This is a genomic window from Nonomuraea coxensis DSM 45129 (assembly GCF_019397265.1).
GTDB lineage: Bacteria > Actinomycetota > Actinomycetes > Streptosporangiales > Streptosporangiaceae > Nonomuraea > Nonomuraea coxensis.
Genome location: NZ_CP068985.1, coordinates 7,515,843 through 7,539,770, shown reverse-complemented (window position 1 = coordinate 7,539,770; position 23,928 = coordinate 7,515,843). Strand labels below are relative to the sequence as shown.

Annotated in this window: 21 protein-coding genes; 13 read left to right on the top strand and 8 right to left on the bottom strand. The window is 71.7% G+C overall.

The genetic code is table 11. The features are described 5' to 3' along the window. Position 1: 1 nt before the first annotated feature. Both Nocox_RS35310 and Nocox_RS35305 read right to left on the bottom strand, forming a co-directional pair. Positions 2–496, bottom strand: a complete 495-nt coding sequence (locus tag Nocox_RS35310) for a tripartite tricarboxylate transporter TctB family protein (RefSeq protein WP_020544016.1) — start codon at positions 494–496, stop codon at positions 2–4. After that, complete coding sequence (locus tag Nocox_RS35305) at positions 496–1,494, bottom strand: tripartite tricarboxylate transporter substrate binding protein (protein ID WP_246649658.1); 999 nt, start codon at positions 1,492–1,494, stop codon at positions 496–498. Before Nocox_RS35305 ends, Nocox_RS35310 begins: the two co-directional genes overlap by 1 nt. A gap of 161 nt (positions 1,495–1,655) precedes the next feature. On the opposite strand from Nocox_RS35305, the gene Nocox_RS35300 reads away from it, so the two are divergent. The 3 genes from Nocox_RS35300 to Nocox_RS35290 all read left to right on the top strand — a co-directional run bounded on the left by Nocox_RS35300 (position 1,656) and on the right by Nocox_RS35290 (position 5,943). Then, a complete protein-coding gene (locus tag Nocox_RS35300) occupies positions 1,656–3,197 on the top strand; it encodes an ATP-binding protein (protein WP_246649657.1) in 1,542 nt (513 codons plus the stop codon). Beyond that, complete coding sequence (locus Nocox_RS35295; protein WP_020544013.1) at positions 3,194–3,856, top strand: response regulator; 663 nt, start codon at positions 3,194–3,196, stop codon at positions 3,854–3,856. The genes Nocox_RS35300 and Nocox_RS35295 overlap by 4 nt, the downstream gene beginning before the upstream one ends. Positions 3,857–3,948: 92 nt before the next feature. Beyond that, positions 3,949–5,943, top strand: coding sequence for a VanW family protein (locus tag Nocox_RS35290; RefSeq protein ID WP_020544012.1), 1,995 nt, complete (start codon positions 3,949–3,951; stop codon positions 5,941–5,943). Positions 5,944–5,947: 4 nt separating this feature from the next. Here the strand turns inward: Nocox_RS35290 and Nocox_RS35285 are convergent, their stop codons facing one another. Then, positions 5,948–7,051, bottom strand: a complete 1,104-nt coding sequence (locus tag Nocox_RS35285; RefSeq protein WP_020544011.1) for a PQQ-dependent sugar dehydrogenase — start codon at positions 7,049–7,051, stop codon at positions 5,948–5,950. 128 nt (positions 7,052–7,179) lie between these two features. Here Nocox_RS35285 and Nocox_RS35280 point away from each other — a divergent pair, with 128 nt between their 5' ends. The 7 genes from Nocox_RS35280 (at position 7,180) to Nocox_RS35250 (ending at position 15,740) form a co-directional block, all read left to right on the top strand. Continuing rightward, positions 7,180–7,998, top strand: a complete 819-nt coding sequence (locus Nocox_RS35280; protein ID WP_020544010.1) for a 2-hydroxyacid dehydrogenase — start codon at positions 7,180–7,182, stop codon at positions 7,996–7,998. A 289-nt stretch (positions 7,999–8,287) separates the two neighbouring features. Beyond that, positions 8,288–10,864 carry a putative bifunctional diguanylate cyclase/phosphodiesterase gene (locus tag Nocox_RS35275; RefSeq protein ID WP_246649656.1) on the top strand — a complete coding sequence of 859 codons (2,577 nt, stop codon included), beginning with the start codon at positions 8,288–8,290 and terminating at the stop codon, positions 10,862–10,864. A gap of 205 nt (positions 10,865–11,069) precedes the next feature. Continuing rightward, the gene (locus tag Nocox_RS35270; protein ID WP_020544008.1) at positions 11,070–12,809 is read left to right on the top strand and encodes an acetolactate synthase large subunit; all 1,740 of its coding nucleotides are present in this window, start codon (positions 11,070–11,072) and stop codon (positions 12,807–12,809) included. After that, positions 12,802–13,326 carry an acetolactate synthase small subunit gene (ilvN, locus tag Nocox_RS35265; RefSeq protein ID WP_026214497.1) on the top strand — a complete coding sequence of 175 codons (525 nt, stop codon included), beginning with the start codon at positions 12,802–12,804 and terminating at the stop codon, positions 13,324–13,326. Before Nocox_RS35270 ends, ilvN begins: the two co-directional genes overlap by 8 nt. 34 nt (positions 13,327–13,360) lie before the next feature. Continuing rightward, the gene (gene ilvC / locus Nocox_RS35260) at positions 13,361–14,344 is read left to right on the top strand and encodes a ketol-acid reductoisomerase (protein ID WP_026214496.1); all 984 of its coding nucleotides are present in this window, start codon (positions 13,361–13,363) and stop codon (positions 14,342–14,344) included. A gap of 68 nt (positions 14,345–14,412) precedes the next feature. Then, positions 14,413–14,787 carry a VOC family protein gene (locus tag Nocox_RS35255; RefSeq protein WP_026214495.1) on the top strand — a complete coding sequence of 125 codons (375 nt, stop codon included), beginning with the start codon at positions 14,413–14,415 and terminating at the stop codon, positions 14,785–14,787. A 113-nt stretch (positions 14,788–14,900) separates the two neighbouring features. Then, positions 14,901–15,740, top strand: a complete 840-nt coding sequence (locus Nocox_RS35250; protein ID WP_020544004.1) for a hypothetical protein — start codon at positions 14,901–14,903, stop codon at positions 15,738–15,740. A 21-nt stretch (positions 15,741–15,761) separates the two neighbouring features. Here the strand turns inward: Nocox_RS35250 and Nocox_RS35245 are convergent, their stop codons facing one another. After that, the gene (locus tag Nocox_RS35245; protein ID WP_020544003.1) at positions 15,762–16,454 is read right to left on the bottom strand and encodes an MBL fold metallo-hydrolase; all 693 of its coding nucleotides are present in this window, start codon (positions 16,452–16,454) and stop codon (positions 15,762–15,764) included. Positions 16,455–16,562: 108 nt separating this feature from the next. Between Nocox_RS35245 and Nocox_RS35240 the strand changes: the two genes are divergently transcribed. The 3 genes from Nocox_RS35240 to Nocox_RS35230 all read left to right on the top strand — a co-directional run bounded on the left by Nocox_RS35240 (position 16,563) and on the right by Nocox_RS35230 (position 18,772). Further along, complete coding sequence (locus tag Nocox_RS35240) at positions 16,563–17,516, top strand: LysR family transcriptional regulator (RefSeq protein ID WP_020544002.1); 954 nt, start codon at positions 16,563–16,565, stop codon at positions 17,514–17,516. A gap of 39 nt (positions 17,517–17,555) precedes the next feature. Then, positions 17,556–18,323, top strand: a complete 768-nt coding sequence (gene map / locus Nocox_RS35235; protein ID WP_020544001.1) for a type I methionyl aminopeptidase — start codon at positions 17,556–17,558, stop codon at positions 18,321–18,323. 203 nt (positions 18,324–18,526) lie between these two features. Further along, the gene (locus tag Nocox_RS35230; protein ID WP_020544000.1) at positions 18,527–18,772 is read left to right on the top strand and encodes a hypothetical protein; all 246 of its coding nucleotides are present in this window, start codon (positions 18,527–18,529) and stop codon (positions 18,770–18,772) included. A 337-nt stretch (positions 18,773–19,109) separates the two neighbouring features. On the opposite strand, the gene dacB is transcribed toward Nocox_RS35230, so the two are convergent. The 4 genes from dacB to Nocox_RS35210 all read right to left on the bottom strand — a co-directional run bounded on the left by dacB (position 19,110) and on the right by Nocox_RS35210 (position 23,731). Next, a complete protein-coding gene (dacB, locus tag Nocox_RS35225) occupies positions 19,110–20,654 on the bottom strand; it encodes a D-alanyl-D-alanine carboxypeptidase/D-alanyl-D-alanine endopeptidase (RefSeq protein ID WP_020543999.1) in 1,545 nt (514 codons plus the stop codon). Positions 20,655–20,822: 168 nt separating this feature from the next. After that, on the bottom strand, positions 20,823–21,374 hold the full coding sequence (locus tag Nocox_RS35220) for an FHA domain-containing protein (RefSeq protein ID WP_020543998.1): 552 nt from the start codon (positions 21,372–21,374) through the stop codon (positions 20,823–20,825). A 66-nt stretch (positions 21,375–21,440) separates the two neighbouring features. Continuing rightward, a complete protein-coding gene (locus Nocox_RS35215) occupies positions 21,441–22,796 on the bottom strand; it encodes an MFS transporter (protein ID WP_020543997.1) in 1,356 nt (451 codons plus the stop codon). A gap of 80 nt (positions 22,797–22,876) precedes the next feature. Further along, entirely contained in the window at positions 22,877–23,731 is an 855-nt protein-coding gene (locus tag Nocox_RS35210; protein WP_020543996.1) for a hypothetical protein, read from the bottom strand. Between the last annotated feature and the right edge of the window lie 197 nt (positions 23,732–23,928).

Below are 23,928 nucleotides of genomic sequence, written 5' to 3'. Positions count from 1 at the left end.
CTCACATCACCCCCGCGAGCGGCCCGTCCGGCAGCCGCACGCCGAGCCCCTTCACGAACAGCACGTACGTGAGCACGCCCATGACCACGGCGACCACGGCCGCCCGCACCTTGTGCTCGGCCCCGAGCGCCACCGACAGCCCGAAGAACAGCAGGCTCGCGCCGATGATCCAGCCGAGCAGGTCGAGCAGCGCGGCGAAGGCCAGGAAGATGCCGCTCACCAGCAGCACGCCGCGCCGGTCGGCGGGGGCGGCGGCGTCGACGTCCTCGCTCTCCTCGGGGTCGCCGTGCCCGCCGCGCAGCACGTCGAGGACGTAGAACAGGCCGATGACCACCATGGCCCCGCCGACCAGCACGGGGAAGAACCGGGGCCCGGGGCCGAGCCGGGAGGCCGCCGCCGAGACGTCGAGCGTCCCGGCGATCACGAAGACTCCCAGCCCGAGCACCACGAGCGCGAGCCCGAGCTCGGGCCGCCACCAGGAACGCAGGCGCGTCATCAGGACACGAGCCCCATCTCGGCGATGATGCCCTTGACCCGGGTCTGCTCGGCGTTCAGGAAGTCGGCGAAGGGCTGACCGGTCTGGAAGGAGTCGATCCAGCCGTTCTTGGCGACGGCGTCCTTCCACGGCTGGGCGTCGTGCATCTTGGTGACCAGGTCGGTCAGCGCGGTCCTGTCGGCCTCGGACAGGCCGGCGGGGGCGACGAAGCCGCGCCAGTTGGCCAGCTCCACGTCCAGGCCGCCCTCCTTGAGGGTGGGCGCGTCCAGGCCGGGCAGGCGCTCGCCGGAGGTGACGCCGAGGGCGCGCAGCTTGCCCGACCTGACGTGCTCGGCGAACTCGGAGACGCCCGAGACGCCGGCGGTGACCTTGCCGCCGAGGAGTTCGTTCAGCGCCTCGCCGCCGCCGGAGTGGGCGATGTAGTTGACCTGCTTGGGGTCCACGCCCGCGGCCTTGGCCATGAGCCCGGCCACGATGTGGTCGGTGCCGCCCGCCGAGCCGCCGGAGATCGACACCTTCGCCGGATCGGCCTTCCACGCCGCCACCAGGTCGGCCAGCGTCTTGTGGGGCGAGGCGGCCGGGACCACGACGATCTCGTACTCCTCGGTCAGCTTCGCGATCGGGGTGGTCTCCGCCAGCGTGACCTTCGACTTGTTCTGCTCGATGGCGCCCACCATGACCAGGCCCATCGTCATGAGCAGGTTGCCGTTGCCCTTCTCGCCGGCGAGCTGGGCCAGGCCGATGGTGCCGCCCGCGCCGGGCACGTTGAACACCTCGACCTTGCGGTCCGGCGCGGCGCTCTTGAACGCCTGCTCGGCGGTGCGGGAGGTCTGGTCCCAGCCGCCGCCGGGCGCGGCCGGGGCCATGATGCGCAGCGAACCCGAGGCGGTGGTCCCCCCGCCCTGCCCGCCGCAGCCGGTCAGGGCGGCCAGGGAGAACGCCGCGAGCGTGACGATGACGCGCAGACGCATGATCGACTCCAGGAAAGAGAAATTCACGGTTATGAAAATGGGATGGTGAATCCCCTTCCGGTCGGCGTCGAGGCTTTGCATGCTTGCCGTCATAGTGGTCGTATTGGTCGTGACCTGGGTGCAGACAGATGTGGCTCGCGAGACGGGTGCGTGAGGCGCCGCTGGGCACTCAGCTCTTCGTACTTCAGATGGTGATCGTGCTGATGGCCGCCGGCGGCACGGCCGCGGTGTGGGCGGGCCACACCCGCGAGCAGCTCGATGCGCTGCACCAGCAGCGGGCTCTCGCCATCGCCCAGTCGGTGGCCGCGCTCCCGCAGGTCCGGGCGGCGTTCAGGCTGCCCGATCCGGAGAGCGTGCTGCAGCCGCTCGCGCTGGGGGTCCAGCAGGAGACCGGCGCCGACTACGTCGTCATCGCCGACGCCCAGCAGCGCCGCTACGCCCACCCCAACGCCTCGCTCATCGGCAAGCGGCTGTCCACCGACGGCACCGTGGTGCTGCGTACCGGGCGGAGCTGGGTCGGCACCGAGACCGGCACGCTCGGCACCACGGTCCGCGGCAAGAGCCCGATCCGCGACGAGTACGGCGCCGTCATCGGCCTGGTGTCCGTCGGCGTCCTGGAGACCACGGTCATGAACCAGCTCGGCGGCGCGCTGCCGCCGCTGGTGTGGACCGCGCTCGCGGTCATGCTGGCCGGGCTGACGCTGGCCGCGCTCGTCACCGCCCGGGTGCGCAGGCAGACCTTCGGCCTGGAGCCGAGGGAGATCGCGGCGCTGCTGGAGCAGCGCGAGGGCGTGCTGCACGGCGTCAAGGAGGGCGTGCTCGCGCTCGATCTCGACGGCCGCGTGACGCTGGTCAACGACGCCGCCCGCGACCTGCTCGGCGCGGTGGACGAGGGTGAGGACCTGACCCGGCTGCCGGTCTCGGGGCGGCTGCGCGACGTGCTCGGCGGCGCCGACCCGGGCGAGGACCGCGTCGTGCTGCACGGCGAGCGGGTGCTGGTGCTCAACCGCACCCCCGTGTCGGTACGCGGCCGGCACCTCGGCTGGGTCGTCACCCTCAGGGACCGTACCGAGCTGATCCGCCTGGCCCGCGAGCTGGACGACGCCAGCAGCGCCACCGACGCGCTGCGGGCGCAGGCCCACGAGTTCGCCAACCGCATGCACACCGTCGTCGGGCTGCTTGAGCTGGGCGAGCACGAGGCCGCGATCGGGTTCATCACCCGCACCACGCGCGGCACGTACGCCAGCGACCTGGGCGAACGGGTCCAGGACCCCACGCTGGCCGCCCTGCTGCTGGCCAAGTCCGCCGAGGCCGCCGAGCGCGGCGCGACGCTCGTGCTGGCGGAGGACTCCCTGGTGCCGGGGGGCACGCTCGGCGATCCGCAGGATGCCGTCCTCGTCGTCGGCAACCTGGTGGCCAACGCGATCGACGCGCTCGACGGCGCGCCGGGCACGATCGAGGTGTCGGTGCGCTCGGACGCGGACGGCCTGCGCGTACGGGTCGGCGACTCCGGCCCCGGCATCGCCCCCGACCTGGTCGAGGAGGTGTTCAGGGAGGGCTTCACGACCAAGGCCGCCCACTCGGGGCCGCGCGGTCTCGGCCTGGCCCTGACCCGGCAGGCGTGCCTGCGCCGGGGCGGCTGGGTGCGCGTGGGCAACGCGGGCGGCGCGGTCTTCACCGCCTTCCTGCCCTCCCTCGCGGAGGCCGCACTGGGGACGCGAGCGCCATGAGCGACGTACGGGTGCTGGTCGTGGACGACGACTTCATGGTGGCCCGCATCCACGGCGGTTACGTGGCCCGCGTGCCCGGCTTCCAGGTGGTGTCCACGGCGCACACGGGGGCCGGCGCCCTGGCCGCGGCGGCGGAGCTGCGGCCCGATCTGGTGCTGCTCGACATCTACCTGCCCGACATGTCGGGGCTGGAGGTGCTGAAGGCGCTCCACGACGTGGACGTCCTCATGGTCAGCGCCGCCCGCGACGTGCCCACGGTCCAGGAGGCCATGCGCGGCGGCGCGGTGAACTACCTCATCAAGCCGTTCACCGCCGCGGCGCTCGCCGAACGCCTCCGGCACTACGCCGACACCCGCCGCCGCCTGACCGCCATCGGCGCCGAGGTCCGGCAGGACGACGTGGACCGCCTCTTCGGCGCGCCCGCCACCGCGGCCCCGCTGCCGAAGGGGTTGTCGGCGGCCACCTGCGCGCTGGTCGCGGACACGCTCAGGGAGGCGGGCCGCGACCTGTCCGCGGCCGAGACCGCCGAGCTCACGGGCCTGTCGCGGGTGAGCGCCCGCCGTTACCTCGATCACCTGAGCACGGTGGGCCGGGCGGAGTCGCGGCCACGGTACGGCACGGCCGGCCGGCCGGAGCACCGCTACCGGTGGCTAGGTTGACACACTTCCGTATCCATTTCCCGTGACATATGCGGATCGGCGTGCCTTACTGTTGCCTGAGACTTGGCTGCGGACCGGGAGGAGATTGAGGCGTGCGAAACGCCGGACCGATCGAATCACCGACGGACCCGTTCGCCTCGGTGCCTCTGCCCACGTCGAGCGTCTCCAGGAAGCCGCGCATCGAAGGACTGCCGCCGGGCGTCTCCCGGGACATCTTCGGCCCGCCGGACCGCCAGGACACCCGGCCGGCGCAGGGCCCGGGCGCGGCGGGCGGCCCCGCGTCCGGCGCGCTGCCGCCCGTGACGCCGCCGGCCCAGCCCTGGCCGATGAAGGAGAAGGAGCCCGCGCCGCCCGTGTTCGGGTCCGGGCCGGGCGAGCGGCCCTCCTTCGGCGGCGAACCCGAGCCGCCCCGGCGCCGCCGCCTGCTGCCCGGCCTCGCGCTGCTCGTGGTGGTGCTGGCCGCGCTGGCGTACGTGGTGCCCGCGGTCTTCATGTCCGGCTCGGTGTTACGCGGCACCCGCGTGGCCGGGGTGGACATCGGCGGCCTCACCGTGACTCAGGCGGCCGACAAGCTGCGCGACGAGCTGGGCGCCAAGCTCAGCAGGCCGGTCGCGGTCGAGATCGGCGACAAGAAGGACAGTGTCCAGGCCGACGAGGCCGGGCTGGAGCTCGACGTGGTCGGCACCATCGGCCAGGCGCCCAGCGGGTTCCCCAGCCCCGTGGAGGTCTGGCGGGGCCTGACCGGCACCACCGAGCTCCAGCCGAAGATCAGCATCGACTCCTCCCAGCTCGCCAGGACCGTGGACGGCCTGGCCGAGGCCGTGGACAAGCCCGCCGTCGAAGGGCGTGTCACGTTCGCGGGCCTGGTGCCCAAGGCCCGCCGGCCCGCCGACGGCGTGGTGCTCGACCGCGAGGACGCCGTACGCCGCATCGGCGAGGCGTTCCTGCGCGGCGGCGGCAACGTCGTCCTCACCCTGCGGCCCGCCAAGCCCGTCACCACCCCCGAGGCGGTGGAGGCGGCCCTGGCCAAGGCGCGCCAGGCCGTGTCCGCGCCGCTGACGCTGACCGCGGACGGCAGGCAGGCGCAGATCACGCCCGCGACGATCGCGGCCAACCTGGCGTACGTGCCGGACGGCGACGGCACGCTCGTGCCCCAGTTCGACGCCAAGGCGGCGCTCGCCGGGCTGGAGAGCACCCTGGTCGACGCCGCGCAGCAGCCGCGTGACGCGACGTACCAGATCGTGAACGGCGCCCCGGTCCTGGTGCCCTCGCGCACCGGCCGGGGCGTGAACGACAAGCTGCTCGCCAGGGACGCGGAGAAGGTCTTCGACACCGGCGGCGTCCGGAGCGTCCCGGTACGGCTCGGCACGGTCGAGCCGGCCGTCACCACCCAGCAGATCCGCGGCCTCGGCGTCAAGGAGCAGGTGGCCACCTTCACCACGTCCTTCGAGTGCTGCCAGACCCGCGTCACCAACATCAGGCGCATGGCGCAGCAGCTCGACGGCCATGTGGTGAAGCCCGGGGAGACGTTCTCGATCAACGAGGTGATCGGCGAGCGGACGGTCGAGGACGGCTACGTCGTGGCCGGGCAGATCGTCGGCGGGCGCATGGTCAGCCTCGTCGGCGGCGGCGTCTCGCAGTTCGCCACGACCATGTACAACGCGGCCTTCTTCGGCGGTTTCGAGGACGTCGAGCACCAGCCCATGGACTACTACGCGCCGCGCTACCCGGCCGGCCGCGACGTGGCGCTGCTCTACCCGCAGACCGACCTGAAGTGGCGCAACGACTCCGAGTACGGCGTGCTGATCAAGACCGCCTCCACGGACACCTCCGTGACGGTGACGCTCTGGAGCACCAAGCGTTACGACAAGGTCGAGGCGGTCACGTCGGAGCGCCGGGACGTCGTCCCGTTCCGCCGGGAGGTCAGCTCCGAGCCGGGCTGCCTGCCCACCCTCGGGCAGGAGGGCTTCACCGTCGACGTCACCCGGGTGTCCCACCAGGGCGGCAAGGTCGTCAAGCGGGACCCGAAGCTGACCATCGAGTACCGGCCGCAGGCGCAGATCACCTGCACCGGCAGCGGCCAGTAGCCGGTCAGGAGATCGGGACGGAGATCACGCGGTCGTCGCCCTCGCGCGGCGAGCCGCGGCCGTCCTCGTTGCTGGTGCCGACCCAGAGGGCGGAGCCGTCCGGCGTGGCCGTGACGGCGCGCAGGCGGCCGTAGCGGCCGGCGAAGTGCGCGACCGGCTTTCCTGCCGTTCCGCCGGCCGCCAGCGGGACCTGCCACAGCCGCTGGCCGCGCAGCGCGCCCACCCACAGGGAGCCGCCGGCGTAGGCCATGCCGGACGGCGAGGCGTCGGAGGTGGGCCAGGTGACGATCGGGTTCACGTAGCGGGGGTCGTCGCCGCGTCCCTCGACCTCGGGCCAGCCGTAGTTGCCGCCCGGCTTGATCAGGTTGACCTCGTCCCAGGTGTTCTGGCCGAACTCGCTGGCGTACAGGCGGCCCTCCGGGTCCCAGGCCAGTCCTTGGACGTTGCGGTGGCCGTAGCTGTAGACGAGCGTGCCGAACGGGTTGCCGGGGGCGGGCGCGCCGTCGGCGGTCATGCGCAGGATCTTGCCGGCCAGCGAGCCGCGATCCTGCGCCAGAGGACGGTCGCCGACCTCGCCGGTGGCCGCGTAGAGGTAGCCGTCGGGGCCGAAGGCGAGGCGGCCGCCGTTGTGGATGCCGCCCTTAGGGATGCCCTCCACGATGACCTTCCCCGCGCCCAGCCGCCGGCCGTCGAAGGCATACCGGACGACGCGGTTGTCCCGCTCGGCGGTGTAGTAGAGGAAGACCTGCCCGTCCTTGACGGCGACGCCCATCAGGCCGCCCTCGCCGTCCGGGCGCGCCTCGGCGATCCTCGCCACCTCGCTGACCTGCCCGGACGCGCTCACCTTGAGCAGCCGGGCGGCGTCCCGCTCGGTCACCAGCGCGCCGCCGTCCGGCAGGAACGCGATCGCCCACGGCACGGCGAGGCCCGTGGCGACGTCCTTGGGCGTGCCTGGGCGGACGGTGGCGGTGACGGAGTCCGCCGGGGTCGCCTCGTCCGCGGTGGTCCCGCCCGACGTGGTGGCGGCCTCGGAAGAGCCGGTCTCCGGCGAACCGGGGGAGCAGGCGGTCAGCGCGACCAGGAGCACGAGCGTCCAGAGCTTCCTCATGTGTTCCATACTTACCCGCGCGCCGTAAGGTTCTCCGCATGAAGACCTGGGTTCCGTCCGCATCGGTAGCCGAAGTCCTGTCCGACCTGCCGGGCGTGGAATGTGCCGTTTACAACTCCTCGACCCCCATGCCTGAGGGGATCGAGGAGGTGGAGGTCTGGGTCCCGCCGCTCATGCCGGTGCCCGACGTGCCCGGCACGCTGGCCAAGATGACCTCGTTGCGGCTGGTGCAGACCGTCACCGCGGGGGTGGAGCCGTACCGGCCGCACATGCCGGCGGGCGCCGTCCTCTGCAACGCGCGCGGCGTGCACGACGCCGGCACCGCCGAGTGGGCGGTCGGCGCGATGATCGCGGTGCTGCGCGAGTTCCCCGGGTTCGCCGACGCCCAGCGCCGCGGCGAGTGGACCTACCACCACACCGCCGTGCTGGCCGACTCCACCGTGCTGATCGTCGGCCACGGCTCCATCGGCGCGGCGCTCGAACGCCGCCTGGAGGGCTTCGAGGTCGAGGTCGTCCGGGTGGCGCGCACCGCCCGCGAGGGCGTGCACGGCCTCGCCGAGCTGCCCGCCCTGCTTCCGCAGGCGGACGTGGTGGTGCTGCTCGTCCCCTCCACACCCGAGACCGCCGGCATGGTGGACGCCGCCTTCCTCGGCCGGATGCGCGACGGCGCCGTGCTGGTCAACGCCGCCCGCGGCAGCGTCGTCGACACCGACGCGCTGGTCGCGGAGCTGCGCACGGGCCGGCTGCGCGCCGCGCTCGACGTGACCGCTCCCGAGCCGCTGCCCGAGGGCCACCCCCTGTGGAGCGCGCCGGGCGTGTTCATCACCCCGCACGTGGCGGGCAGCACCCCCGCCTCGGAACGGCGCACGCTGCGCCTGATCAAGGCCCAGCTCTCGCGCTACCGCGCGGGCGAGGACCTGGACAACGTCATCACCGCGTCCTACTGACGGGACTCGTACTGAGAGGATTCCGGAACGTGGCTGGTCCGTGACCTGGGGTGCGTACGGTTACGTTTGCAGGGAGTTCCTGACTCACTGTCAAGGAACTCTTGGCGGCAATCGGTCCGTGTGGTTATCAGATCGGTGACGACATCGGCGTTGTCACCACCCGGGCGCCCGCGACCGCACACACTGGCGAGTGATCGCCGAGCCCCGGCGGTCGCGAGACGCAGAGTTCGAGACGGGATGGGCAACGACTGTGATCCGCTGGCGTGATCCGCGTGCGCCGCTGACCGCTGTGATCGCGGCAGGAGCGGTGGTGCTCGCCGCCGCGTTCCTGAACGACGATCAGGTCCTCGTCGCCGGAGCGGTCATCGGAGGGATCGCCGCGCTCGCGGCCGCCGCCTCCCTGGTGGTGGCCTCGCTGCGGTCGGGCGGGCACCGCCCCACCGCCATGGGCGCCCGCTGGATGGGCGGCGGCGCCGTCATCTGGGGCGCCGGACTGGCGTTGCGCCCGGTCGACGGAGGCTTCGTCGCCGGCTTCGCCGACCTGTTCCTCCTGCTCGGCACGGTGATCACCGCGGGCGGCGCGCTGATCGCCGCCGACCGCAAACTGCCGGCCAGGTCGGTGTTAAGGCACATCACCGACTCCTACCTGTGCGTGGCCTCGATCTTCCTCGTCGGATGGGTGGTGCAGCTCCGCCACGTCTACGACGCCACCGCCGACCCGCCGACGTTCACCCTGGTCATGCTGCCGTCCATGATGGGCCTGCTGGTGACCTGCGCGGTGCTCCCGTCGGTGGCGATGAGCAGGGCGCGGTCGTGGACGCTGAGCCTGGCCGGGGCCGGCGCGCTGCTCGCCATGAGCGTGGCGGGCCTCGCCGTCGCCGTGACGCGCCTCGACGACGGCGTGCCGCCCGTCTGGGCGGTGGTGCCCGCCCCGGTGGCGTTCCTGCTGCTGGCGGCCGTGCCCTGGATCCAGTGGCCGGGCCAGGGCGGCGGGGTCGTGGCGAAGAACCTCGTCGCGATGGTTCCGCTGGGTCTGGTCGCCGTGGCCGCCTGCACGCTGCTGGCCCACGTGGCCGGCGGCGACGCCGGGCACCCCGTGACCGGCGTCGTGGTGATCGCGGTCAGCGTCGTGCTGCTCCTGCTGGTCCGGCTGGTCGTGGTCTCGGCGGTCAACGTGCGCCTGCGCGGCCTGGTCCGGCTCGGCGAGCGGCAGCTCAGGGAGCTGGCCGAGAGCACCGGCGACGTGGTGTTCCTCTGCGACCACGAGGGTGTGGTGCGCGAGATCGGCGCGGGCGTCGAGGTCACCTACGGCTACGCGCCCGACGAGGTGGTCGGCGGCTCGATCTTCGACTACATCCATCCCGAGGACGTCCCCGTCATCCAGGCCGCGCTCCAAGCCCTGGGCCTCGACGAGGAGAAAGCCACCGCCGGCGCCTGCCTCATCGCCTGCCGGGTGCGCGCCGCCGACGGCACCTGGCGGCCCACCGAGTCCGTCGCCACCCGCCACGTCGGCGGCGACGAGCTGATGCTGGTCACCACCAGGGACGTCAGCGACGAGGAGGCGCTGCGCAACCAGGTCGCCCACCTGACCTTCCACGACGGCGTCACCGGCCTGCCCAACCGGGCCTACTTCGAGGAGCGCACCCGCGAGGTGCTCTCCGGCCGCACGGTGGGCAACGTCGCGGTGATCTTCCTCGATCTCGACGGGTTCACCTCGGTCAACGACTCGGTCGGCCACGCCAGCGGCGACTACCTGCTCGGGCAGGCCGCGCGGCGGCTGCGCGGGGCCGTACGCGCCGACGACACCCTCGCCCGGTGGGGCGGCGACGAGTTCGCGGTGCTGGTGGAGACCGGCGGCGACGCGCAGGTGGCGGTCGACCTGGCCGAGCGGCTCGTCCGCGCGGTGTCGCAGGAGCCGTTCCGCGTGGCCGACCGCGACGTGGCGCTCACGGCGAGCGTCGGGGTGGCCTTCGCCGAGGACGACATACCGGCCGGCGACCTCATCCGCAACGCCGACGTGGCCATGGCCCGCTCGAAGGAGCTGGGCGGGAGGCGCGTGGAGGTGTTCGCGGCGCAGATGCACGCCGACGTCGTACGCCGCCTGGAGCTGGCCGCCGACCTGCAGCGGGCGCTCATCGAGCACCAGTTCGCGATCGAGTACCAGCCGGTCGTGGACCTCGCCACCTCGCGGGTGACCGCCGTGGAGGCGCTGGTGCGCTGGTGGCGCGGGTCGGTGTTCGTGCCGCCCGAGCGGTTCCTCGGCCCGGCCGAGGACACCGGCCTGATCGTGCCGCTCGGCGAGTGGATCCTGCGCGAGGCGTGCCGCGAGGTGGCCGCCTGGCGGGCCTCCTCCTGGGACATCGGGCTGTCGCTCAACCTGTCGGCCCGCCAGATCACCGCGCCGCGCTTCGTCGAGACCGTCGAGGAGGCGCTGGCCGAGAGCGGGCTGCCCGCCTCCGCGCTGACCCTGGAGGTCATCGAGGAGATGCTGGTCGAGGACGCCGAGGAGACGATCAAGCGGCTGTCGGAGCTGCGCGCGCTCGGCGTGCGGCTGGCCATCGACGACTTCGGCACCGGCTACGCCTCGCTCGCCTTCCTGCGGCAGCTCCCCGTCGACATGATCAAGATCGATCCGTCGTTCGTGGCGGGGCTCGGCAGGGACGACACCCTGACGCTGCTCACCCGTACGATCGTGCGGCTCGGCCACGACCTCGGGCTGATCGTCGTGGCGGAGGGCATCGAACGCCCCGAGCAGCTCGAACTCCTCCGTGAGATGGGCTGCACCCGAGGTCAGGGCTTCCTCGTGGCCCGGCCGATGGCGGCGCGCGGTGTCGACTCGCTGATGCGGACAAGTCTCACGGTTTGAGACTTGTGTCCACCAAGTTGACACCAGGGCGTTCGGAGCGGATATCGTGGACGACATGCTTCGCAGTGAGATTCTCGTAGTACTTCGCCGGCGCGCAGGCCGATAGCGAAGCACGACGACCTGCGCGCCGCCCCAGTCCCGCCGTCACAGGTGGGAAGGGGCCTTTTTTATGTCCTAAGCGAGTAGCCACGCAAGGAACGAGCCGATGACCGAACGCATGACAGGTGCACAGGCCCTGGTCAGGGCGCTGGAGCACGTGGGGGTCGACACCGTGTTCGGGATCCCCGGCGGCGCCATCCTGCCCGCCTACGATCCCCTCTACGACTCGGTCAAGGTGCGGCACGTGCTTGTACGGCACGAGCAGGGCGCCGGGCACGCGGCCGAAGGATACGCGCAGGCCACCGGCAAGGTGGGCGTGTGCATGGCGACCAGCGGGCCGGGGGCGACCAACCTGGTGACGCCGCTGGCCGACGCCTTCATGGACTCCGTGCCGATCGTGGCGATCACCGGTCAGGTGGCCGCGCCGATGATCGGCACGGACGCCTTCCAGGAGGCCGACATCTCCGGCATCACCATGCCGATCACCAAGCACAACTTCCTGGTGACGGATCCCGGTGACATCGCCCGTACGATCATGGAGGCGTTCCACATCGCCTCGACCGGGCGGCCAGGGCCGGTGCTCGTGGACATCTCGAAGGACGCGCTGCAGTCCGAGACGGTCTTCTCGTGGCCGCCGGTCATGCAGCTGCCCGGCTACCGCCCGGTGACCCGGCCGCACTCCAAGCAGATCCGCGAGGCGGCCAAGCTGATCGCCGAGTCCAGGCGGCCGGTCCTCTACGTCGGCGGCGGCGTCCACAAGGCGCGCGCCTCGGCGGAGCTGCTGCAGCTGGCCGAACTGACGAACATCCCCGTCGTCACCACCCTGATGGCGAGGGGCACCTTCCCCGACGGCCACCCGCAGCACATGGGCATGCCCGGCATGCACGGCAGCGTCGCGGCGGTCGGCGCGCTGCAGAAGTCCGACCTGATCATCGGGCTGGGCGTGCGGTTCGACGACCGGGTGACCGGCCAGCTCTCGACGTTCGCCCCCTACGCGAAGATCGTCCACGCCGACATCGACCCGGCCGAGATCTCCAAGAACCGCCACGCCGACGTGCCGATCGTCGGCGACTGCAAGGAGGTCCTCACCGACCTCATCGCGGCCGTCCAGGCCGGCGGGCAGAAGGGCGACTACGACGAGTGGTGGCGGCTGCTCAACGGCTACAAGCAGACCTACCCGCTGGGTTACGAGCAGTTCGCCGACGGCTCGCTGGCTCCTCAATACGTCATGGAGCGGCTGAGCGCGATCGTCGGGCCGGACGCCTACTACGTGGCCGGCGTCGGCCAGCACCAGATGTGGGCCTCGCAGTTCATCGACTACGAGAACCCCGGCACGTTCATCAACTCCGGCGGCCTCGGCACGATGGGCTTCGCCGTCCCGGCCGCGATGGGCGCCAAGATGGGCTGCCCGGACAGCACGGTGTGGGCCATCGACGGCGACGGCTGCTTCCAGATGACCAACCAGGAGCTCGCCACCTGTGCCCTGGAGGGCGTGCCGATCAAGATCGCCGTCATCAACAACGGCAACCTCGGCATGGTCCGCCAGTGGCAGACGCTCTTCTACGACCAGCGCTACTCCAACACCGACCTGCAGACGACGCGCCGGATCCCCGACTTCGTCAAGCTGGCCGACGCCTATGGTTGTGTTGGTCTCAGGTGCGAGCGTCCCGAGGACGTGGACGCCGTCATCAAGAAGGCCATGGAGATCAACGATGTGCCCGTCGTGATCGACTTCGTCGTCCACCAGGACGCGATGGTCTGGCCGATGGTCGCCGCGGGCACCAGCAACGACGACATCAAGATCGCCCGGGACATGGCGCCGAAGTGGGAGAACGAAGATGAGTAGGCACACGCTGTCCGTGCTTGTCGAGAACAAGCCGGGCGTGCTGGCGCGCGTGTCCGCGTTGTTCAGCCGGCGCGGCTTCAACATCGACTCGCTGGCCGTCGGGCCCACCGAGCACGCCGACATCTCACGCATGACCATCGTCGTGAGCGTCGAGGAGCTGCCCCTCGAACAGGTGACCAAGCAGCTCAACAAGCTCGTCAACGTGCTCAAGATCGTCGAGCTGGACCCGTCGCAGTCCGTGCAGCGCGAGCTGACGCTCATCAAGGTCAAGGCCGACGCCGAGAGCCGCTCGCACGTGCTGGAGCTCGTCCAGCTCTTCCGCGCCCGCTGCGTGGACGTGGCCACGGACGCGGTGACCATCGAGGTCACCGGCACTCCCGACAAGCTCGACGCCTTCGTCAAGGTCCTTGAGCCGTTCGGGATCAAAGAACTCGTCCAGTCGGGCATGGTGGCCGTCGGCCGCGGTGCCCGTTCCATCACCGACCGGTCCCTCAGGGCACTGGACCGTACCGCCTGAAATCCGCCTGAAAGGTTCTAAGCAAGTGACCGAGATCTACTACGACGACCAGGCCGACCTGTCGATCATCCAGGGACGCCACGTGGCCGTGCTGGGGTACGGCAGCCAGGGCCACGCCCACGCGCTCTCCCTGCGTGACTCCGGCGTCGACGTGCGCGTCGGCCTGCCCGAGGGCTCCAAGAGCCGCGAGAAGGCGGAGAACGACGGCCTGCGCGTCGTCACCCCGGCCGAGGCCGTCGAGGAGGCCAACCTCACGATGATCCTCGCGCCGGACCACGTCCAGCGTGACCTCTACGCCCAGCACGTGGCGCCCAACCTGGTCGAGGGCGACGCCCTCTTCTTCGGCCACGGCCTCAACATCCGCTACGGCCTCATCGAGGCCCCCGAGGGCGTCGACGTCTGCATGGTCGCCCCCAAGGGCCCCGGCCACCTCGTGCGCCGCCAGTTCGAGGCCGGCCGCGGCGTGCCCTGTCTCGTCGCCGTCGAGAAGGACGCCTCCGGCAAGGCGCTGGACCTGGCGCTGTCGTACGCCAAGGGCATCGGCGGCACCCGCGCCGGCGCGCTGCGCACCACGTTCAAGGAGGAGACGGAGACCGACCTGTTCGGCGAGCAGGCCGTGCTCTGCGGCGGCGTGTCCGAGCTCATCAAGGCGGGCTTCGACACCCTCATCGAGGCGGGCTACCAGCCCGAGGTCGCCTACTTCGAGTGCCTGCACGAGATGAAGCTCATCGTCGACCTCATGTACGAGGGCGGCATCTCCAAGATGTACTGGTCGGTCTCCGACACCGCCGAGTACGGCGGCTACACCCGCGGGCCGCGCGTCGTCACCGAGGAGACCCGCCAGGAGATGCGCCGCATCCTCGGCGAGATCCAGGACGGGTCGTTCGCGCGCGAGCTGGTCGACGAGTTCGACAGCGGCCAGAAGAAGTTCCAGCAGTACCGCGACGAGCTGGCCGAGGACGCCATCGAGAAGACGGGCGCCAAGCTGCGTCCGATGATGAGCTGGCTCAAGGGCTGAGATCCGCGGCGTGAGGCGCCCCCGGCGAAGCGGTCTTCGCCGGGGGCGTCCGTGCGTAGGATGCGATCATGGCTTGTCGCATCTCCGAACTGATCATCCCTTGTCGGGACCCGCGCGGTCTGGCCGCGTTCTGGTGTGAGGTGCTGGACTTCGTGGTCCTCGACACCGAGGCCGACGGCTCGGTGGAGGTCGGTCCACGGGAAGGGTTCGGCGGGCTGCAGCCGACCCTGATCTTCAGCCCTGCCACCGAGCCCAAGACGGGCCCGCTGCGGATGCACTTCGACGTCAACGCGACCGACCGCGACCAGGACGCCGAGCTCGAACGCCTGCTGAGCCTCGGGGCCCGCCCGGCCGACGTCGGCCAGACCGGCGAGGAGTCCTGGCACGTGCTGGCCGACCCCGAGGGCAACGAGTTCTGCCTGCTGCGCGCCCGCCTGAGCTGAGCCGGGGTCTCGGCGACCTGCATACCCATGGTGTGCACCGACTTGACTGATGATCTTGCATGCACCAGATTGTTCGCGTTCCGGAAATTCCCCCTCAAGGAAACCAAGAACCCATGAAGCGAACCATCGTCGGTGCCGCCGTGGTCGCCGGTGCGCTGCAGCTCGCCGTCGCCGCGCCCGCGCAGGCGGCCCCGAAGATCGATCCGGTGAAGGTGCTCACGTCCGAGCTGGCGCGGGGCAAGGGCGTCAACGTCCGGGGCACCGCGAAGGTGACGTACTCGGCGGCCGAGTACATCTCCACGACGCTCGACGGCACCGTCGAGTTCGACGCGCGCGGCGCGCGGGCGGCGGACACGAGCCAGAGCCTGGCCTACAGCAGGAGCCTGCTCGCCAGGATGGCGAAGGTGAGCCCGCGCGAGACCGAGGCGCTGCAGCAGTCGCCGGTCCGGGTGCTCTCCTCCGGCCAGGTCAGCTACGTCTCCGGCGCGGTGGTCCAGGACGCCCTGCCCGAGGGGACGAGCTGGGTGCGCTACGGCGGCACCGACGTCCCGTCGGGCAACCTGCTGCTCGACGTCTTCGAGCCCGCCACGCTCAGGGCGCTCATGGACCACCGCGCGTCCTGGAGCGGCGGCGTGGTCAAGGGCACGATCAAGCCGAAGGAGCTGGCCAGGGCGTCCGCCTCGTTCGTGGCCCGGTACGGCGAGCAGTGGAAGAAGGCCCGCGGCGGCGCGATCTCCTACGCCCTCCGCCTCAGCGCCGCCGGACGGGTGGAGCGCGTGTCGGTGAAGGGTGAGCTGCCCTACGGCAAGGGCTCGGTGCGGATCCAGTCGGAGACCGTCTACACCGAGTGGGGCCGCCAGGTGACGGTCCTGCTGCCGTTGCGCGGGGAGGTCATCGACCAGCCCGAGGTCAAGGACGAGGTGCCGGCGCAGGCCCCCGCCCTCTGGAGCTGATCCCGGAGGGCGGCCCGCCCGTCAGAGCGCCGCGGCGGCCGCGCTGAGTGCGGCGTGGGCGTCCGTGACGGGCGCGCCGTGGCCGACGCAGGCGAGCCGCGCGTCCACCCCGGCGAGCCGCCGGAAGGAGCGCAGCATCTCGTCGCGGTCGAGGTTGAACACGCCGGGCATGACCTGCCCGTCGACGTGCGCGACCGTGTCGCCGGTGAACAGCACTCCCTGCTCAGGCAGGTGGACGGCGATGCTGCCGTCGGTGTGCCCGGGGGTGTGGATCACCCGGGCGCCGCCGCCGAAGCCGATCACGTCGCCGTCCTCCAGCTCGCGGTCCACCCGGCAGGCGGGCGCGGGAGGCAGCAGGTGGGCTCCCAGCTCCTGGTGGAGGACCCGTTCCTGATCGGTGAACCGGGGCGGGGGCGCGGGCCGCTCGCCGCGGATCACCGGCGCCTCCAGCCGGTGGGCCAGCACGGTGACGTCACCCCAGCCGGCGATCTCGGCCGCTCCTCCGGCGTGGTCCTCGTGGAAGTGCGTGAGCACGACCCGCCTGACGTCCTCGGTACGGAAGCCGAGCTCGCGCAGGGCGGCCGCCACTGCGGCGCCGGAGGTGGCGATGCCGGTGTCGACGAGGGTGAGCCCGTCCTCGTCGGCCCACAGATACATCTGACCGAACTCCGGCAGCAGCAGGTGCAGCTCGGGACGGATCCGCTCGATCTTCATGGGTGCCCCCTTTCGCTCGGCCACCAGCCAACCGGGGGCGGGGCGGCGGCGTCCAACAACGGTTCCGGCGGATTGACAACCGGCGGTTGTCGATCCAGGCTCGCCCGCATGGAGCCGGACATCGAGGGCCTGCGCGCGTTCACCGTCGCCGCCGAGGAACTGCACTTCGGACGGGCCGGCGCGCGGCTGTTCCTCACCCAGCAGGCGTTGTCGAAGCGGATCCGCCGGCTGGAGGAGGCGTTGGGGACGCGGCTGTTCCGGCGGACGACACGGGCGGTGGAGCTGAGCGAGGCGGGGCGGCGGCTGCTGCCGGAGGCGATCGAGGCGGTCGCCGCGTTCGACCGGGCGGTGCGGTCCGTGCGGGCGCAGGACGAGCCGCTGCGGGTGGACGTCTACGACGAGCGCTTCACGCCGCTGCGGCTGGTGCGCGAGGCGAGCGAACGCGATCCGCGGGTCCGCATCGAGCTGAGCATGCGCCAGGGGCTTTCGGTGGCGCTGCCGGCGCTGCGGCGGCAGGAGATCGACGCGGCGTTCGGACGGGTGCACGGGACGCCGGGGCCGTGGCCGGACGAATTGGCGCACCGGCTGGTGCATCTGGAGCCGCTGCACGCGTTCGTGCCCGAGGATCACCGGCTGGCGGCCAGGAGCGTGCTGTGTCCGGCCGATCTGCGGGAGGCGGGCATCGCGATGCCCGACCCGGCGGGCGCGGCCGAGTGGCGTGACTACCTGGAGCGGCTGGCCGCCCGGCTCGGCGTGCCGCTGCGCTTCAACGCGCCCGCCATCGGCCTGCGGCACCTGGTGGAGCAGTTCCTGGCGGAGAAGGCGGCGGTGGGGCTGGGGGAGGCCGCCATCGATGTGACGGGCAGCGGGCTGCGCCGGATCCCGATCGTCCGGCCGACGCCGCTCATGCCCTGGTCGGTGGTCTGGCACCGGGGCAATCCGCGCCCCCTGCTGCGGGCGATGCTGCGGCAGTTGCGCGGGTGCGCGCCGCCCGCGCGGCTCGACCCGGAGGTGTGGGTGCCGGAGCCGGATCGGATTGCGGCGATAAAAATACCGGTATAGTTATCGCTTGTACCGGCCGTTGATCGTTGAGGAGGGGCCGTGATCGAGCTGAAGAGCGCCGGGGAGATCGCCGCGATGCGCGAGGCGGGACGGGTGGTGGCCGCCGTGCACGCGGCGGTCCGCGACCAGGCCGCCGTGGGCGTGACGCTGAGGCGGCTCGACGAGGTGGCGCGGACCGTCATCGAGGAGGCCGGGGCCGGGGCGTCGTTCCTGGGCTACCACCCGTCCTTCGGCGCGACGCCGTACCCGGGGGTCATCTGCACCTCGGTCAACGGGACCATGCTGCACGGCCTGCCGACGGCGTACCGGCTGCGCGACGGCGACCTCATCAGCGTGGACTGCGGCGCGATCGTGGACGGCTGGCACGCCGACGGCACCGTGAGCTTCACCGTCGGCACGCCGCGCGCCGAGGACCTCAAGCTCATCCAGGTGGCCGAGGAGACGCTGGCCGCCGGCATCGAGGCGGCCGTGCCCGGCGGCCGGATGGGTGACATCGGCCACGCGATGTCCACCGTGGGGCGCGGCGCCGGCTACGGCATGCAGAACGACTTCGCCGGCCACGGCATCGGCCGGGCGATGCACGAGACGCCGTTCGTGCCGAACGAGGCCCGCGCGGGGCGGGGCCTGCGGCTGCGCCCCGGGCTGGTGATCGCGATCGAGCCGAGCCTGATGGCCGGCGGCGGCGACGACTACTACATGGCGGACGACGGCTGGTCGGTGTGCTCGGGGGACGGCAGCCGCAGCGTTCACGTCGAGCACACGGTGGCCGTGACGGCCGACGGGCCGGTGGTCCTCACCCTCCCCTAAGGGATGGTCATGGAAGGGCCGGGCGTTCCTCCGCCGCGCGCATGGCTCCGTCAAGGGCCGAAGGGCTCCGGCACGTCTTCGCTCGGATTCGGTATCGTCCCAGGTCAAGGCTGAGATCTTGGCGTTTGGTCAAAGATGGCATAGGGCAGATCTTCTCCCGATAGCTACGGAGAGTAGTCGATAGGTATCAGAGGAGATACGATATGTACAGAGCAGGACTCGTCCTTGCCGGCCTCGTCGGCGGGATGGTTGTGTTCGGCGGCTCCGCGCTAGCGACAACCAACGCCGTCACGGTCGAGGGCGTGCAGAGCGGCATCGTGCCCGGTCCGCACCACGGCCACGACGCGGCGAACTGGGACTTCGGCGAGTGGAACAACTTCGGCGATGACCGCGACGTCCTCGACCTGGACCTCCTGACCCAGCTCCTCAGCAGGGTGCTCAGCGGCTGACGCTCCGCTTTTCCCATACGAGTCGTACGAAGGGGCCCATCCGGTAGGGATGGGCCCCTTCGCCGCGTCGTGGGCCCGGTGGGCGGGCCCGGCCGCGGTCCTGTGTGCGGGGGGAGGCGCGGCCGAGCCCGCGGGAAGGGGAGCGCCATGGGCGTGCGGTGGGTAACCGGCTCAAGGGTGTGGCCGGCGAAGCCCCGGGCGCTCCCGTGGTCCTCGGTGGGCTGTCCTGAGAAGGGATTCTGGTTGCCGGATGTCGACCATGTCCTGAAAAGTTGGCCGATATCTGGAGCTCCAGGTAAACCTGGCCGGCCCCCTGGGCGTCAGAGGGCCATCCGGGTCAGCACTGGACGGGCTTCAGCCACGAGCACTCCAGGTCGCCCGCCTGCCCCTCGGCCGCCGAGCGGAGCTGGGCCGGAGCGTCGGCGGCGGCGGCGCGGGTGAACTGCGCGAGCCGTACCGCGATCTTGTCCTCGATGTCCTTCGGCGAGCCCGACAGGTACTGGTTCAGCATGATCGAGAAGACCAGCGGCTCGCCGTCTGCGCTGGTCACGTAGCCCGACAGCGACGTCACGCCGGTCAGGGAGCCGGTCTTCGCGTGGACGTTGCCGGCGGCCGGGGTGCCGCGCATCCGGCTGCGCAGGGTGCCGCCCACGAAGCGGTCGGCGTTGCCCGCGATGGGCAGGGCCGCGTACCAGGTGGGGAACCACGGCTTGCCGCGTACGGCGGTCAGGAGCTGGACGATCGAGCCGGGCGAGAACCCGTCGCGGCGCGACAGCCCCGAGCCGTCCCGCATGTTGATGACCTGCACGCCGTTCGCCTTGGCGAAGTCGGTGGAGACCTTGAGTCCGGCCGACCACGTGCCCTGGCCGGCGACCTTGCGGCCCATGGCCTTGGTGAGGATCTCGGCGTGGATGTTGTTGCTCAGCTTCATGAAGGGCACCAGCAGCTCGCCCAGCGTCATCGACTCGTGCCTGGCCAGCTCCTTGGCCCCGTCGGGCGCGGCCCCCGTGGCGGTGCCGCCGAGCACCTTCACGCCGTGCTTGGCGAGCGAGGCGCGGAACAGCGTGGAGACGTAGGCGGTGGGGTCGTCCACGGCCACCCACTCCTGGTACGGGTCCGCCACCGTGCCGGTGATGACGACCGTGCGGGTGCCGTGCAGGCGCTCGATGAGCACGTCGGTCTCGGCGCCCGCCGTGGCCTTGTTGACGATCTTCAGGTAGTCGGTCTCGGGCGTCGTCGACACCTTGACCTTGCCGCCGTCGGCGGCCACGGAGACGATCACCGATCCGGCGTCGTAGTCGCGGTCGGGCGAGGCGGTGAGCGCGGAGATCGGGGCCGCGTAGTAGGCGGTCTCGTCGTCCCACGTCCAGTCGTTGCCGAGCAGCTGGGAGTCGAACCAGGTGTCGTCGGCCACGAGGCGGCCGGTGACGACCTTGACGCCGGCCGCGGCGACCTCGGCGGCGAGGGCGTCGTAGTCGGCGGCCAGCATGGTCGGGTCGCCGGTGCCGCGCAGCACGAGGTCGCCGGCGAGGACCGAGCCCGCCTTGCGGCCCGCGCCGAGCACGGTGGTCGGGAAGCGGTAGTCGAGGCCGAGCGTCTCCACGGCGGCGGCCGAGGTGAACAGCTTGGTGTTGGACGCCGGGATGAGCTGCTTGCCGGCGTCGGTGGCGTACAGCTCCTCGCCGGTGGAGGCGCTCTTCACCACGACGCCCGCGCGGGCGATGGTGAGCCGGGAGTCGCTGAGGATCTGGTTGAGGTCCTGGGTGAGATCGGCAACGCCGGCCGCGGGGTCCAGGGCGACGGCGGGTGAGGACGGGCCGGACGCCCACGCGAGGGCCGCGACGAGCGCGCCCGCGACGAGGGAGGCTGAGGTGCGCCGCATGGGGTCTCCAAGAAGACTGGGGGATCGCCTGTGAGCATGGTTCAGCACAGTCAGCCTGTAATCCGCAAAATTCCGTATTTATCGATCAGGGTCGCCTGATCGACCGCGCCTGATCGACCGCGCCTGATCGACCGCGCCTGATCGACCGTGCCTGATCGACCGGCCCGCTCAGGCCGTCGGCACCCCGGACGTCAGCAGGAAGCCGCAGTCGCCGAAGGACACCTCGTCGCCCGGCGTCACCCGCGCCGGCCCCACCAGCCGCCAGCCGTTGAGCCGGGTGCCGTTGAGCGAGCCCAGGTCGACCAGCACCCACCGGCCCTCGTCGTCACGCCGCAGCTCGGCGTGGACCCGGGAGACGGTCAGGTCGGACAGCACGAGGTCGCAGGCCGAGCCCCGCCCCACGACGTAACGCACCCGCTCGTCGTCGGGCAGCGCGAGCCGGGGCAGCCGGGGCCGCCGCCAGGCGGACTGGAGCTTGGTGGTGAACTCCGACACCGACGACACCGCGTCGGTCAGCCGCTGACGGAACGTGGGCCGCCGCGGCAGGTCGGCCACCAGCTCGTCGAGCTCGTGCTGACTGCGGGCGCGCAGCGCCTGGTCGACCCGGCCGACGAAGGTGTCGTGGGAGATGCGGCCCTCCACCGCGCGGACCTTGAGCTCGTCGATCGCGCGGTCGCGTTCCCCGTCGGAGGCGCGGAAAGGTGGAGGGGTCGAGCTCATGTAGCGAGTATCGGCCTGAACCTCGGTTCGTGTCCAGAATACGCCGGATCGGGTGCCGCGCTGGGTTCAGGCGTCCGCGGGCGGCGCTGCGGGGGGCGTGAGCCGGTACTTCAGGGTCACCAGCACCGACGTGAAGATGATCAGCGCGGGGATCGTGGTCTGGCCGATGAGCACGGCGGTCACCGCGCTGTCCGGCTGCCGCACCGGCGTGTCCGGCTGGGACTCGACGAAGCCGCCGAGCGACAGGACGATGCCGAAGATCAGCGCGCCGAACGAGCTGACCCCGCTCTCGATGGCCGTCCAGAGCCCGGTGAGCACGCCCGCGCGGCGCTTGCCGGTCTCGGCGGCGTCCACGGCGATGACGTCGGCCAGCATCGAGAACTGCAGCAGCTGCAGCCCGGCGTACCCGACGCCGACGAACAGGATCGTCACGTGCGCCCACAGCGAGCCGAACAGCGGCGTGGCCATGGCCGCCGCCGTGCCCGCGCCGAACAGCGACGCCGCCAGCACCATCGCCCCGCGCTTGTCGAAGCGCCTGGCGAGGCGCACCCACAGCGGCATGGTCAGCAGGATCGGGCCCACGAGCGCGGCGAAGAGCGTCTGCGTGGCCTTGGGATCGCCGATCGTGTAGGTCGCGAAGTACGGCGCCGCGGCCAGCATCATGCTGACCGCCAGCATCTGCGTGCAGGCCAGCACGGTCAGCCAGAGGAACGGCCGGTTGCCCCTGATCGCGGCCAGCTGCTCGCGCCAGGTGCCCCGGTCGGCCTCCGGCGCGCCGGTCATGGGGGCGCGGGCGGTGCCGAAGAAGGAGCCGAGCATGGCGAGCAGCAGGATGGCCGCGATGGTGAGCGCCATCGTCCGGTAGCTGCCGAGCGTCCCGTTCTGGCCCTCGGCGGTGGCGATGGCGGGGGCGAGCACGCCGCTGATCGCGGTGGCCACGCCGACGAAGACCATGCGCCACTGCAGCAGCGAGGTGCGCTCGTGGTAGTCGTGCGTCATCTCGCCGGGCATGGCCTTGTACGGCACCTCGAACAGCGCGTACGCCGTCGCCGTGGCGAGGAAGCAGACCGCGACGTAGCCCGCGGCGGGGACCCCCGTCAGCGGCGGCCCGGCGAAGACCAGGAAGAACGCGACCGGCAGCGTGCAGGCCCCGGCGAGCAGCCACGGCCGGCGCGGGCCCCAGCGCGAGACGGTCCGGTCGGACCAGCGCCCGACCAGCGGGTTGACGACGAGGTCCCAGATCTTGGGCGCGGTGACCACCACGCCGGCCAGCCACGCGGGCACGGCCAGGAAGTTGGTCATGTAGTAGAGCAGCAGCAGCCCGGGAACGGCGTTGACCGTGGCCGTGCAGAAGGAGCCGACCCCGTAGCCGAGGCGCACGCCCCGGGGAACCGTGGCGGCGCCCGCGACCGGTGTGATCATGCCCACATTAGAGCCGAGCAATGGCTTGTTTGGCGAGACCCATTCGGCCCCCGGCGGCGGGGGAGCCCCGCCGCCGCCGGTCAGTCGTGGACGTCGGCACACACCACGTGCGCGCCGATCTCGATCATCCGGCGCTCGCTGCGCGCGTCGGCCACCCGGGCCATGAGGATCGGCGCGCCGCTGGCCGCGAACTGCGGCAGCCGGGCCCGCACCAGGCGGTGCAGGTCGCGTACGACGTCCTCGGCGGCCGACATGTGCACCTTGACGTGCAGCATGATCCCGGTGGCCCCAGAGGCGGTGCTCGCCTCGGAGATCCAGACGTGGTGCACGAGCGGGAAGTCCCTGAGCAACTGCGCGATCGCCTGCCGCAGCGCGGGCAGGATCGGGTGGGCGCACCTGCGGTAGCCGGGGTCCACCTGCTGCATCGGGCCCGACAGGTGAGGCCGCGGCGCGGGCACCCAGGGGAACGCCGGCGCCTGCGGAGCCGGCGGGGCGACCTGGGCCAGCGCGGCACCCCGCGACACGGTGGCCATCGCGCCCGTCGCGTAGGCGGCGGGGGCCGCCCCGGACAGCACGGGCGTGGGCCCGGTCCGCGTCGTGGTCAGGAAGCGCTGGAGATCGTCGATCGGCACGGCCGCGGCGGCTGGTCCGGCCGCGTCGATGACGATCTCCCGCACGCCGGTGACGCGCTGGATGTCCAGGATGGTGTCGGCGTCGCACGCCGACAGGGAATGGCTGCCACGGTGGCGGGCGTAGGTGGCGGCGCTGGTGTAGCCGAGCAACACGCGGTCGCCGGCCTGGGTCGTCCCGAGGACGACCGAACGGTCAGGGCGCACTGCCACCAGGACGCCACCGTCGGCGAGAGCGCCCAGCAGCCGGTGGGGCGTGCCATGCTGGGCGAGAACGTCGGCAAGCGCAGGATTCCCGATGCTCATATGACGAACCATAGGTAGTCGGCCACGGCTTATCAGGCTAATGGCGAATAAATCTCCCGATCAAGACGAAGATGGCCCCAGGATGGGTGACTTTCTCCTCTACCGGGTAGCCAAGCGCCCGTCTCAAATGGTGGGTCCTTCGTGAAAGCGTTCACAAGCGCCGGTTAGACTCGGAAGGACCGCCGGGGGATCCATGG